The following is a 13857-nucleotide window of genomic DNA, read 5'->3' on the forward strand; positions in this document are numbered from 1 at the left end:
GGCATTCCCTCCGCTGTTGCGGCGGAATGCCCCACGAGGCTCCGGAGTCAAGCCTACGGCGTATGAACGCGGTGCGTTACTCGCCCTTGGCCTTCGCGATGATCTCCTCGGCGACGTTCCGGGGAACCTCGGCGTAGGAGTCGAACTGCATCGAGTAGCTTGCGCGACCCGACGTCTTGCTGCGGAGGTCTCCGACGTAGCCGAACATCTCCGAGAGGGGCACGAGGCCCTTCACGACGCGGGCACCGGCCCGCTCCTCCATGGCCTGGATCTGACCACGGCGGGAGTTGATGTCGCCGATGACCTCACCCATGTAGTCCTCGGGCGTGGTGACCTCGACGGCCATCATCGGCTCGAGCAGCACGGGGCTGGCCTTGCGCGCGGCCTCCTTGAAGGCCTGCGAACCGGCGATCTTGAACGCCAGCTCGGAGGAGTCGACCTCGTGGTAGCCACCGTCGATCAGGGTGACGCGCACGCCGGTCATCTCGTAGCCGGCGAGGATGCCGAACTGCATGGCCTCCTGCGCACCGGCGTCAACCGAAGGGATGTACTCCTTCGGGATACGACCACCGGTCACCTTGTTCACGAACTCGTACGAGGCGTCGCCGCCTTCGATCGGCTCGATCGCGATCTGCACCTTGGCGAACTGACCGGTACCACCGGTCTGCTTCTTGTGGGTGTAGTCCACGCGCTCGACGGCCTTGCGGATCGTCTCACGGTAGGCGACCTGCGGCTTGCCGACGTTGGCCTCGACCTTGAACTCACGACGCATGCGGTCGACCAGCACCTCGAGGTGCAGCTCGCCCATTCCGCCGATGATGGTCTGGCCCGTCTCCTCGTCCGAGTGGACCTGGAACGACGGGTCCTCCTCGGCGAGGCGCTGGATCGCGACGCCCAGCTTCTCCTGGTCGCCCTTCGACTTGGGCTCGATGGCGACCTGGATGACCGGCGCCGGGAAGTCCATGGACTCCAGGATGACCGGGTTCTTGTCGTCGGACAGCGTCTCACCCGTGGTGGTCTGCTTGAGACCCATCACGGCGACGATGTCGCCGGCGCCCACCGACTCGATCTCCTCACGCTTGTTCGCGTGCATGCGGTAGATCTTGCCGATGCGCTCCTTCTTGCCCTTCACCGAGTTGAGCACGGCGGTGCCGGACAGGAGGCGGCCGGAGTACACGCGGACGAAGGTGAGCTTGCCGAGGTGCGGGTCGCTCATGATCTTGAACGCCAGCGCGGCGAGGGGCTCGTCCTCCGACGGCTTGCGCGCGATGACCTGCTCCGGGTCCTTGACGTCGTGGCCCTCGATGGCCTCGACGTCGAGCGGGGTGGGCAGGTAGCGCACGACGGCGTCGAGCAGGGGCTGAACGCCCTTGTTCTTGAACGCGGTGCCGCAGAACACGGGCGTGACGGTGGTGCCGCCGCTCTTGCCGGACGCGATGGTGATACGACGGATCGCGGCGTAGAGCTGCTCCACGGTGGGCTCGGTGCCCTCCAGGTACAGCTCCATCAGCTCTTCGTCGTTCTCGGCGACGGCCTCGAGCAGCTTGCCGCGGTACTCCTCGGCAGCCTCGGCGTGGGTGTCCGGGATGTCGACGGTGTCGTACATCTCGCCCTTGGTCGCCTCGGCCGACCAGACCAGGGCCTTCATCGTCACGAGGTCGATGACGCCCTTGAAGTCCGCCTCGGCACCGATCGGCAGCTGCATGACCAGCGGCTGGGCGCCCAGGCGGTCCGAGATCATGTCCACGCAGCGGTGGAACTCGGCGCCGGTACGGTCCAGCTTGTTCACGAAGCAGATGCGGGGCACGCCGTAACGGTCGGCCTGACGCCACACGGTCTCGGACTGCGGCTCGACACCGGCGACACCGTCGAACACCGTCACGGCACCGTCGAGCACACGCAGGGAGCGCTCCACCTCGACGGTGAAGTCGACGTGCCCCGGGGTGTCGATGATGTTGATGGTGTAGTCGTTGTCCTCGAGCGGCCAGTGACAGGTGGTCGCAGCAGACGTGATCGTGATGCCACGCTCCTGCTCCTGCTCCATCCAGTCCATGGTGGCAGCGCCGTCGTGGACCTCACCGATCTTGTAAGACACACCGGTGTAGAACAGGATCCGCTCGGTGGTGGTCGTCTTGCCCGCGTCGATGTGGGCCATGATCCCGATGTTGCGGACCTTGGCCAGGTCAAGTGAAGTGGTAGCCATAAGGCTTCAGTCTTCTCTCGGTCTCGATGTGGGTAGCGACTACCAGCGGTAGTGCGCGAAGGCCTTGTTGGACTCGGCCATCTTGTGGGTGTCCTCGCGCTTCTTCACAGCGGCACCGAGGCCGTTGGACGCGTCGAGAAGCTCGTTGAGCAGACGCTCGGTCATCGTCTTCTCGCGACGGGCGCGGGAGTAACCGACCAGCCAGCGCAGCGCGAGCGTGTTGGCACGACCGGGCTTGACCTCGATCGGAACCTGGTACGTCGCACCACCGACACGGCGGGACTTGACCTCGAGGGTCGGCTTGATGTTCTCCAGCGCGCGCTTCAGCGTGATGATCGGGTCGTTGCCCGTCTTCTCACGCAGACCCTCCATGGCGCCGTAGACGATGCGCTCGGCGGTGGAGCGCTTGCCGTTCAGCAGCACCTTGTTGATGAGCGACGTGACCAGAGGAGAACCGTAGACCGGGTCGATGATGACCGGGCGCTTCGGGGCGGGGCCCTTACGAGGCATTCTTACTTCTCCTTCTTGGCGCCGTAGCGGGAACGGGCCTGCTTGCGGTTCTTGACACCCTGGGTGTCGAGGGAGCCACGGATGATCTTGTAGCGAACACCCGGCAGGTCCTTCACACGGCCGCCGCGCACGAGCACGATGGAGTGCTCCTGCAGGTTGTGTCCCTCACCCGGAATGTAAGCGGTGACCTCGATCCCGCTGGTCAGACGCACACGCGCGACCTTACGCAGGGCCGAGTTCGGCTTCTTCGGGGTGGTCGTGAACACACGCGTGCAGACGCCCCGGCGCTGAGGGGAACCCTCGAGTGCGGGCGTCTTGTTCTTCTCGACCTTGTCCTGCCGGCCCTTCCGGACCAGCTGCTGGATCGTAGGCACTACTTCTCCGGTTTCTGTGTGCCGAATGGTGAAGCTAACCTGGAACGTCGCCGACCCACGCGGTCGGGTGTGTCGAACCCGCGGACTCCCGCCGCGAGGCAGAAACTGCGCAGATTACGGTGGCCGGTGTCGGCTCGCCGTGCGGTTCATGGCACACACGCGAGCCAGGGCACACCCCAGGCACAAGGTCTGAGCGTACCTACCGCATTCGCTGCGGTCAAAACAAATGGGCACCGCCCGCATCGCCAGGCGGGACATGTCAAGCCCGCGAGCCGTTGTCGATCTTGAATTCGGCGGCCCGTGTCCGAAATGCACACCTTCACGATGCTACGACGGACACCACCGTGAGGAACACCAGAACGAGTGCCCAGCCCGCCGTGGACAACCACCCGAGCACCAGACCGGTCAGCGCGAGCCCGTCCCCCAGCTCTCCCCGGCTGCGGATCTCGGCCCGGGCCACATGCCCCAGCACGACCGCCGGGATCCCGGTGAGCCCCATCGTCGGCACGCACAGCAGCCCGCACACCCCGGCCGCGACGGCCTTCCCGTTGGTCCGTGCCCGCGGCACGGACATGAACGTCGCCGGCACGGGCACGACCGAGGCCGGATGCGGCAACGGCCCCTGCGGCAGATCCGCGACGAGCAGCGCCAGCTCCCCCACGGTCCGCGCCGCGTACGCCCGCCCGACCCGCTTCTCGAACTCGCCCTGCTCCATCCGCCCCTCGCCGTACCCGGCTCTGAGCACGTCCACGGCCCGCTCCCGATCGGCATGCGACGCCAGCATCGAGGGAGCACCAGGACCCTGCCAGGGCTGCCACGGCGGATAGTGCGACTGCGACACGGAGCACCTCCCCGGGTGCCGGAGTCCTTCCATGATGCGCCGATGCGGGGGTTCCGGCACCGGTGCGTCGACGGAAGGGCGTCGTATGTCGGCCAGACAGGCGGCAGACGCGCTCCGGGGCGGGCACGCTCCCGGGACTCACCTCCGGACACCGGGAGGCGCTGAAGGCCCGCAGGAACGGCGTGCGGGCCGGACCCGCGGGACCCGGGCCCCACGAGCGCCGAAGGGCGGCCACCCCGCAGGATGACCGCCCTTCGGCTCAAGCGACTCGCTTACTGGTTGTACGGACCGTAGTCGTAGTCCTCCAGCGGAACGGCCTGGCCGGAGCCCGTGCCGAACGGCGAGTAGTCGATGTCGTCGTAGCCGACGGCCGAGTACATCGCGGCCTTGGCCTCCTCGGTCGGCTCGACCCGGATGTTGCGATAGCGGGACAGACCCGTACCGGCCGGGATGAGCTTACCGATGATGACGTTCTCCTTGAGGCCGATGAGGCTGTCGGACTTGGCGTTGATCGCCGCGTCCGTCAGGACTCGGGTCGTCTCCTGGAAGGAGGCGGCCGACAGCCAGGATTCCGTCGCCAGCGAGGCCTTGGTGATACCCATCAGCTGCGGACGGCCGGAGGCCGGGTGACCGCCCTCCTGGACCACACGACGGTTCTCGGTCTCGAACTTCGAGCGCTCGACCAGCTCACCGGGCAGCAGCTCGGCGTCGCCGGACTCGATGATCGTCACGCGGCGCAGCATCTGCCGGATGATGATCTCGATGTGCTTGTCGTGGATCGACACACCCTGCGAGTTGTAGACCTTCTGGACCTCGCCGACCAGGTGGACCTGGACGGCACGCTGGCCCAGGATGCGCAGCACGTCGTGCGGGTTGGTGGCACCCACGGTGAGCTTCTGGCCCACCTCGACGTGCTCGCCCTCGCTGACCAGGAGACGGGCACGCTTCGAGATCGGGAACGCCGTCTCGTCGCTGCCGTCGTCCGGGGTGACGACGATCTTCTTGGTCTTCTCGGTCTCCTCGATCCGCACGCGGCCCTGGGCCTCGGAGATCGGGGCGACACCCTTCGGGGTACGGGCCTCGAAGAGCTCGACGACACGCGGCAGACCCTGGGTGATGTCGTCACCGGCCACACCACCGGTGTGGAAGGTACGCATCGTCAGCTGGGTACCGGGCTCACCGATGGACTGGGCGGCGATGATGCCGACCGCCTCACCGATGTCGACCAGCTTGCCGGTGGCCAGCGAACGGCCGTAGCACATCGCGCAGGTGCCGACGGCGGACTCGCAGGTCAGGACCGAGCGGGTCTTGACCTCCTCGACGCCGCGCCGCACGAGCTCCTCGATGAGGACGTCGCCCAGGTCGGTGCCGGCCGGGGCCAGCACCTGTCCCTCGACCACGATGTCCTCGGCGAGGCAGCGCGCGTACACGGAGGTCTCGACGTCCTCCGTCTTGATCAGCGCGCCCTCGGCGTTCCGGTCGGCGATCTTCAGACGCAGACCGCGCTCGGTGCCGCAGTCCTCCTCGCGAATGATGACGTCCTGGGAGACGTCGACCAGACGACGCGTGAGGTAGCCCGAGTCGGCGGTACGCAGAGCGGTGTCCGCCAGACCCTTACGGGCACCGTGCGTGGAGATGAAGTACTCCAGCACGGACAGGCCCTCACGGAAGGAGGCCTTGATGGGACGCGGGATCGTCTCGTTCTTCGCGTTCGACACCAGACCACGCATACCGGCGATCTGACGCATCTGCATCATGTTGCCTCGTGCACCCGAGTTCACCATCATGAAGATCGGGTTGGTCTTCGGGAAGTTGTCGTTCATCGCCTCGGCGACCTCGTTGGTCGCCTTGGTCCAGATCGCGATGAGCTCCTGCGTGCGCTCGTCCTTGGTGATCAGACCGCGCTCGTACTGCTTCTGGACCTTCTCGTCCTGCGCCTCGTAACCCTTGACGATCTCCTTCTTCGCCTCGGGAACGACGACGTCGGAGATGGCCACGGTCACGCCGGAACGGGTGGCCCAGAAGAAGCCGGCCGCCTTCAGGTTGTCGAGCGTCGCCGCCACGATGACCTTGGGGTAGCGCTCGGCGAGGTCGTTGACGATCTCGGAGAGCTGCTTCTTGCCGACCTCGTAGTCGACGAACGGGTAGTCCTCGGGCAGCAGCTCGTTGAAGAGCGCACGGCCCAGGGTGGTGTTCAGCCGGAAGGGGTCACCCTGCTGCCACTCGCCCGCGGCGGAGCCGCCATCGGATGCAGCGCCCTCCTCACGCGCCGGCGGGGTCCAGCCGCGCGGCGGGATGGTGCCGACCGGGAAGCGGACGTCGATCTTCGACTGGAGCGACAGCTCGCCCGCGTCGAAGGCCATGATCGCCTCGGCGACCGAGGCGAAGGAACGGCCCTCGCCCTTGAGGTCGCGCATCTCGCCGTCGGTGGTGAGGAAGAACAGACCGAGGACCATGTCCTGGGTCGGCATCGTCACCGGGCGGCCGTCGGCCGGCTTGAGGATGTTGTTCGAGGACAGCATCAGGATGCGGGCCTCGGCCTGCGCCTCCGCGGACAGCGGCAGGTGCACGGCCATCTGGTCACCGTCGAAGTCCGCGTTGAACGCGGTGCAGACGAGCGGGTGGATCTGGATGGCCTTGCCCTCGACCAGCTGCGGCTCGAAGGCCTGGATGCCGAGGCGGTGCAGCGTGGGCGCACGGTTCAGCAGAACCGGGTGCTCCGCGATGACCTCTTCCAGCACGTCGTACACGACCGTGCGGCCGCGCTCGACCATGCGCTTGGCGCTCTTGATGTTCTGCGCGTGGTTCAGGTCGACCAGGCGCTTCATCACGAACGGCTTGAAGAGCTCCAGCGCCATCGCCTTCGGCAGACCGCACTGGTGCAGCTTCAGCTGCGGACCGACGACGATCACGGAACGCGCGGAGTAGTCCACACGCTTACCGAGCAGGTTCTGACGGAAGCGACCCTGCTTACCCTTCAGCATGTCGCTGAGGGACTTCAGCGGGCGGTTACCGGGACCGGTGACCGGACGACCACGACGGCCGTTGTCGAACAGCGCGTCGACGGCCTCCTGGAGCATGCGCTTCTCGTTGTTCACGATGATCTCGGGCGCACCGAGGTCGAGAAGGCGCTTCAGGCGGTTGTTCCGGTTGATCACACGGCGGTACAGGTCGTTCAGGTCGGAGGTCGCGAAGCGGCCACCGTCCAGCTGCACCATCGGACGCAGGTCCGGCGGGATGACCGGCACGCAGTCGAGCACCATGCCCTTGGGGCTGTTGCTGGTCTGCAGGAACGCGGAGACGACCTTCAGGCGCTTGAGCGCACGGGTCTTCTTCTGGCCCTTGCCGGTACGGATGATCTCGCGGAGACGCTCGGCCTCCTCGTCGAGGTCGAAGGACTCCAGGCGCTTCTGCAGCGCCGCGGCACCCATCGAGCCGTCGAAGTACGTGCCGAAGCGGTCACGCAGCTCGCGGTAGAGCAGCTCGTCGCCCTCGAGGTCCTGGACCTTGAGGTTCTTGAAGCGGTTCCACACCTCGTCGAGGCGGTCGATCTCGCGCTGCGCACGGTCGCGCAGCTGCTTCATCTCGCGCTCGGCACCCTCGCGCACCTTGCGGCGCACGTCGGCCTTGGCGCCCTCGGCCTCCAGCTCGGCCAGGTCGGTCTCGAGCTTCTTGGCGCGGGCCTCCAGGTCGGCGTCGCGGCGCTGCTCGACCTGCTGGCGCTCGACGGAGACGTGGGCCTCCAGCGAGGGCAGGTCACGCGTACGGCGCTCCTCGTCGACGTACGTGATCATGTACGCCGCGAAGTAGATGACCTTCTCGAGGTCCTTGGGCGCCAGGTCGAGCAGGTAGCCCAGACGCGACGGGACACCCTTGAAGTACCAGATGTGCGTGACCGGCGCGGCCAGCTCGATGTGGCCCATCCGCTCACGGCGCACCTTGGCGCGGGTGACCTCGACGCCACACCGCTCACAGATGATGCCCTTGAAGCGGACACGCTTGTACTTGCCGCAGTAGCACTCCCAGTCCCGGGTCGGACCGAAGATCTTCTCGCAGAAGAGTCCGTCCTTTTCGGGCTTGAGCGTGCGGTAGTTGATCGTCTCGGGCTTCTTGACCTCGCCGTGGCTCCACTGACGGATGTCGTCAGCGGTGGCCAGACCGATCCGGAGCTCGTCGAAGAAGTTGACGTCGAGCACTATGCGTCAATCCCTCTCAGGGTTGTAAGTCATGGGGTCTGATACGGGGGTCCTGGGGCCGGAGGCCTTCATCGCGAAGGCCTCCGGACTCCCGTCAGACCTCTTCGACGCTGCTCGGCTCGCGCCGGGACAGGTCGATGCCAAGCTCCTCCGCAGCGCGGAAGACGTCCTCGTCGGTGTCGCGCATCTCGATGGACATGCCGTCCGAGGACAGCACCTCCACGTTGAGGCACAGGGACTGCATCTCCTTGATGAGTACCTTGAAGGACTCGGGGATGCCGGGCTCGGGGATGTTCTCGCCCTTGACGATGGCCTCGTAGACCTTCACGCGGCCGGTCACGTCGTCGGACTTGATGGTCAGCAGCTCCTGGAGGGCGTACGCGGCGCCGTAAGCCTCCAGCGCCCACACCTCCATCTCACCGAAGCGCTGGCCACCGAACTGGGCCTTACCACCCAGCGGCTGCTGGGTGATCATCGAGTACGGACCGGTCGACCGGGCGTGCAGCTTGTCGTCGACCAGGTGGTGCAGCTTGAGGATGTACATGTAGCCGACCGAGATCGGCTCCGGGAACGGCTCGCCGGAACGGCCGTCGAACAGCGGCGCCTTACCGGTCGGGAGCACCATGCGCTCGCCGTCGCGGTTCGGGATGGTGTGGTTCAGCAGACCGGCCAGCTCGTCCTCACGCGCACCGTCGAAGACGGGGGTGGCGACGTTGGTGCCCGGCGCGACCTGGTCGGCCTCGATGGCCTGCAGGCGCTGCGCCCAGTCGTCCGCGAGACCGGAGACGTCCCAGCCGCGGCTGGCGAGCCAGCCGAGGTGGATCTCCAGGACCTGACCCGGGTTCATTCGGGACGGCACACCGAGCGGGTTGAGGATGATGTCGACCGGGGTGCCGTCCTCCAGGAACGGCATGTCCTCGATCGGCAGGATCTTCGAGATGACGCCCTTGTTGCCGTGGCGGCCGGCGAGCTTGTCACCGTCGGTGATCTTGCGCTTCTGCGCGACGTAGACGCGCACCAGCTGGTTCACACCGGGGGGAAGCTCGTCGCCCTCCTCGCGGTCGAAGACGCGGACGCCGATGACCTTGCCGATCTCGCCGTGCGGGACCTTCAGCGAGGTGTCACGGACCTCACGGGCCTTCTCACCGAAGATGGCGCGCAGCAGGCGCTCCTCGGGCGTCAGCTCGGTCTCACCCTTGGGCGTGACCTTGCCGACGAGGATGTCACCGGCGACGACCTCGGCACCGATACGGATGATGCCGCGCTCGTCGAGGTCGGCGAGGACCTCCTCGGAGACGTTCGGGATGTCCCGGGTGATCTCCTCGGGGCCGAGCTTGGTGTCACGGGCGTCGACCTCGTGCTCCTCGATGTGGATCGAGGACAGGACGTCGTCCTGCACGAGGCGCTGCGACAGGATGATCGCGTCCTCGTAGTTGTGACCCTCCCACGGCATGAACGCCACGAGCAGGTTCTTGCCGAGCGCCATCTCGCCGTTCTGGGTGGCCGGACCGTCGGCCAGGACCTGGCCCTCGATGATCCGGTCGCCCTCGTTGACGATGACCTTCTGGTTGACCGAGGTGCCCTGGTTGGAGCGGGCGAACTTGGCCAGGCGGTACGTGATGTACGTGCCGTCGTCGTTGGCGGTGGTGATGTAGTCCGCGGAGACCTCCTGGACCACACCGGGCTTCTCGGCCTTGACCACGTCGCCGGCGTCGACCGCGGAGCGGTACTCCATGCCGGTGCCGACGAGCGGGGACTCGGACTTGATCAGCGGTACGGCCTGACGCATCATGTTCGCGCCCATGAGGGCACGGTTGGCGTCGTCGTGCTCGAGGAACGGGATCATGGCGGTCGCGACCGACACCATCTGGCGCGGCGAGACGTCCATGTAGTCGACGTCCTCGCCGGTGACGTAGTCGACCTCGCCGCCCTTACGGCGGACCAGCACCCGGGCCTCGGCGAAGCGGAGGTCGTCCGTCAGCTGCGCGTTGGCCTGCGCGATGACGAAGCGGTCCTCCTCGTCGGCGGTCAGGTAGTCGACCTCGTCGGTGACCTGGCCCTCGAACACCTTGCGGTACGGGGTCTCCACGAAACCGAACGCGTTGACCCGGCCGTAGGAGGCGAGCGAGCCGATCAGACCGATGTTCGGGCCTTCGGGCGTCTCGATCGGGCACATGCGGCCGTAGTGCGAGGGGTGCACGTCACGGACCTCGAAGCCAGCCCGCTCACGGGACAGACCACCCGGGCCAAGAGCCGACAGACGGCGCTTGTGGGTGAGACCCGACAGCGGGTTGTTCTGGTCCATGAACTGCGACAGCTGGCTGGTGCCGAAGAACTCCTTGATGGAGGCGACGACCGGCCGGATGTTGATCAGGGTCTGCGGCGTGATCGCCTCGACGTCCTGGGTCGTCATCCGCTCGCGGACGACACGCTCCATACGCGCCAGACCCGTACGGACCTGGTTCTGGATGAGCTCGCCGACGCTGCGCAGGCGGCGGTTGCCGAAGTGGTCGATGTCGTCGGTCTCGACGACGATGTTCGTCCCGCTGTCGCCGACCGTCTCGGTCTCGCCCGCGTGCAGCTTCACCAGGTACTTGATCGTCGAGATGATGTCCTCGACGGTCAGGATGCCCGCGTCCAGCGGAGCGTCCGCACCCAGCTTCTTGTTGACCTTGTAGCGGCCGACCTTGGCCAGGTCGTAGCGCTTGGGGTTGAAGTAGAGGTTCTCGAGCAGCGTCTGCGCGGCCTCACGCGTGGGGGGCTCGCCCGGACGCAGCTTGCGGTAGATGTCGAGCAGCGCGTCGTCCTGGCCCTGGGTGTGGTCCTTCTCCAGGGTGGCGCGCATCGACTCGTACTCGCCGAACTCCTCGAGGATCTGCTCGGTGGTCCAGCCGAGCGCCTTGAGCAGGACGGTGACGGACTGCTTGCGCTTGCGGTCGATGCGCACACCGACCATGTCGCGCTTGTCGATCTCCATCTCCAGCCAGGCACCCCGGGACGGGATGATCTTGGCGGAGAAGATGTCCTTGTCGGACGTCTTGTCGATGGAGGAGTCGAAGTAGACACCGGGCGAACGGACGAGCTGCGACACCACGACACGCTCGGTGCCGTTGATGACGAAGGTGCCCTTGTTCGTCATGAGCGGGAAGTCGCCCATGAAGACCGTCTGGGACTTGATCTCGCCGGTCTCGTTGTTCGTGAACTCAGCGGTGACGAAGAGCGGGGCCGCGTACGTGAAGTCGCGGTCCTTGCACTCGTCGATGGAGTTCTTCGGCGGCTCGAAGCGGTGGTCGCGGAAGGTCAGCGACATCGACCCGCTGAAGTCCTCGATCGGGGAGATCTCCTCGAAGATCTCCTCGAGCCCGGACTTGGTGGGGACGTCCTGACCGTTCTCGAGAGCCTCCTCGACCCGACTCTGCCAGGCGGTGTTGCCGAGCAGCCAGTCGAAGCTCTCGGTCTGCAGCGCGAGCAGGTTCGGAACCTCGAGAGGCTCCTTGATCTTTGCAAAAGAGATGCGCAGCGGGGCAGTGCTGGCGGCGTTGTTCGTATTCGCGGTCGAGGCGTTGCGCGAGGCGGCCAAGAGGGGGTCCTTCCGAGGGCTCGGACTCACTACGCGCGTACCGGCCCCTCTCCCGTACACGGAGACAAGCTGCGTCGGTCCGGCGATGAGGCCAGGTCAACGGATCTTGTCGTCGATGCTCGGGCGAGGGCAGACCCCTGGTGACGGGCAGGGGACAGCTAACAGGCAGCGCAAAGGGTCAGTGTAGCCACTTGGCACACTGATGTCCAGTGCGGGTCCTGGAACCCGTGTTCACCCTCGTTGTTCCACTCCTGCGACACGGCGCTGCCCTCAACGCACGTTAGTACTGCCCTCTTCGTCGCCGATCCATGCCTCGGATTCGGATCCTGTGACGACGCGTCCTGAGAATTGCGCGCTGCGTGCGGTTCGTCAAGGCCCCTTTGCCCGATCCGGGGCCGCCCGGAGACACGACGAAGATCACCATACCCCCCGTCACCGGGGCTTCAAGGCAACCGTGGCCCGCCCCCCGAGAACGCCGAAGAGCGACCACCCGGATGGATGATCGCTCTTCCGCGCTTACGCGTTACACGTCCAGTGGGACGTGTGGTGGATCCTGACGGATCCGAGGGTGTTACTTGACCTCGACGGAGGCGCCGGCGCCCTTGAGGGACTCGGCGGCCTTCTCGGCGGCGTCCTTGGCGACCTTCTCGAGAACGGGCTTCGGGGCGCCGTCCACGAGGTCCTTGGCCTCCTTCAGACCCAGGGAGGTCAGCTCACGCACGACCTTGATGACCTGGATCTTCTTGTCGCCGGCACCCGTGAGGATGACGTCGAACTCGTCCTGCTCCTCAGCGGCCTCGGCCGGGGCGGCCGGGCCGGCCGGGCCGGCGACGGCGACGGCCGCGGCGGCGGTGACGTCGAACTTCTCCTCGAACGCCTTCACGAACTCGGAGAGCTCGATGAGGGTCATCTCCTCGAACTGCGCGAGCAGGTCTTCCTGGCTGAGCTTCGCCATGATGGCGGTCCTTCCACTAATTCGGCAGGTGCCGGATGTACATGTGAGGCGGGCGTACGTCTGGCCCGCGACGGTCGCCGCGTTCAGGCAGCGGCGGCCGGGATGCGAGCCGAGTTACTCGGCACCGCCCTGCTCGTCCTGCTTGGCACGGAGCGCGTCCACGGTGCGGACGAGCTTCGAGGGAAGCGCCTGGAAGAGCTGAGCAGCCTGGGACTGCTTGCCCTTGAAGGCACCCGCCAGCTTGGAGAGCAGAACCTCGCGGGACTCGAGGTCCGCAAGCTTCTTGATCTCATCGGCGGACATCGCCTTGCCGTCAAGGACGCCGCCCTTGATGACGAGGTTGGGGTTGTCCTTGGCGAAGTCACGGAGACCCTTCGCCGCCTCGACCGGGTCACCGGTCACGAAGGCGACGGCCGACGAACCCGCGAAGAGGTCGTCCAGCGTCGTGATCCCGGCCTCGTTGGCCGCAATCTTGGTCAGCGTGTTCTTCGCCACACGGTACTGAGCGTTCTCACCGAGTGAACGACGCAGCTGCTGGAGCTGCGCGACGGTGAGACCGGTGTACGCGGTAACGACGGCAGCGTTGGAGTTGCGGAACTTCTCCCGCATCTCCTCGACGGCATCGACCTTGTCAGGCCTCGCCATGAGCCTCGGCCTCCTTCCGGGTGTGTCGGACCGCGCGGACCCGAAGGAGGACTGGGGAAAACGAAACGCCCCGGCGCAAGCGCACGGGGCGTAGCTCGACCGGTTTCACGCACGCACGAGGCGGCGGGCTCCGGGAGCTTCTCCAGTGTCACCTGCGCGGGTCGTCCGCCGTTCAGCGGATCCTTCGGCCACCGCGCCCTCTGATGAGCGCGCGGTAACGACCAGCGGTCTTTGGCTTCTGTAGGAGAGTACGGGAACGGATCGCCGTCAAGCAAATCCGCCCGTACGGCTGATCAGCGCGGGGCGGTTCAGCCTTGGCGACGGCCGCCGCGGGCGTCATCTCCGGCGACTCCTGGGGGCCGCAGCCGACCGCACCCGCGGCGAGGAGCGGGGCACACAGCCCGGCAGAAGGTATGGATGTCCTCATTGATTCGCCAAGGAATACACGCTTGACGGGACCTCAGAGGGCGTTTATGCAGGTCAAGGCCCGTACATGCCTTATGCGAGTGTCCCATTTCGTCGAGGATGCCCCGATGAGTGAAGAACATCGCCC

Annotated in this window: 8 protein-coding genes and 1 pseudogene; all 9 read right to left on the reverse strand. The window is 66.4% G+C overall.

All coding sequences use genetic code 11. From position 1 onward, the window contains the following. Window positions 1-76: 76 nt before the first annotated feature. Window positions 77-2203 (reverse strand): elongation factor G, encoded by a 2127-nt coding sequence (gene fusA, locus HDC93_RS36015; protein WP_030839709.1) that lies wholly within the window; start codon window positions 2201-2203, stop codon window positions 77-79. 39 nt (window positions 2204-2242) lie between these two features. Further along, window positions 2243-2713, reverse strand: a complete 471-nt coding sequence (rpsG, locus tag HDC93_RS36020; RefSeq protein ID WP_003992340.1) for a 30S ribosomal protein S7 — start codon at window positions 2711-2713, stop codon at window positions 2243-2245. A 2-nt stretch (window positions 2714-2715) separates the two neighbouring features. Beyond that, window positions 2716-3087 carry a 30S ribosomal protein S12 gene (gene rpsL / locus HDC93_RS36025; protein WP_003948652.1) on the reverse strand — a complete coding sequence of 124 codons (372 nt, stop codon included), beginning with the start codon at window positions 3085-3087 and terminating at the stop codon, window positions 2716-2718. Between the two features lie 319 nt (window positions 3088-3406). Further along, the gene (locus tag HDC93_RS36030) at window positions 3407-3961 is read right to left on the reverse strand and encodes a DUF1707 and DUF4190 domain-containing protein (protein ID WP_185014996.1); all 555 of its coding nucleotides are present in this window, start codon (window positions 3959-3961) and stop codon (window positions 3407-3409) included. Window positions 3962-4200: 239 nt separating this feature from the next. Further along, window positions 4201-8124 (reverse strand): DNA-directed RNA polymerase subunit beta', encoded by a 3924-nt coding sequence (locus HDC93_RS36035; RefSeq protein ID WP_185014997.1) that lies wholly within the window; start codon window positions 8122-8124, stop codon window positions 4201-4203. 94 nt (window positions 8125-8218) lie between these two features. Next, entirely contained in the window at window positions 8219-11704 is a 3486-nt protein-coding gene (gene rpoB / locus HDC93_RS36040; RefSeq protein ID WP_030839719.1) for a DNA-directed RNA polymerase subunit beta, read from the reverse strand. A gap of 571 nt (window positions 11705-12275) precedes the next feature. Then, window positions 12276-12659, reverse strand: coding sequence for a 50S ribosomal protein L7/L12 (rplL, locus tag HDC93_RS36045; protein ID WP_031141278.1), 384 nt, complete (start codon window positions 12657-12659; stop codon window positions 12276-12278). A gap of 114 nt (window positions 12660-12773) precedes the next feature. After that, window positions 12774-13304 (reverse strand): 50S ribosomal protein L10, encoded by a 531-nt coding sequence (gene rplJ, locus HDC93_RS36050; protein WP_030839726.1) that lies wholly within the window; start codon window positions 13302-13304, stop codon window positions 12774-12776. A 310-nt stretch (window positions 13305-13614) separates the two neighbouring features. Next, window positions 13615-13731 (reverse strand): annotated as a pseudogene (locus HDC93_RS36055) (DUF1396 domain-containing protein); the annotation flags it as partial. Window positions 13732-13857 lie beyond the last annotated feature (126 nt).

Source organism: Streptomyces sp. AK010, assembly GCF_014207295.1.
Taxonomy (GTDB): domain Bacteria; phylum Actinomycetota; class Actinomycetes; order Streptomycetales; family Streptomycetaceae; genus Streptomyces; species Streptomyces massasporeus.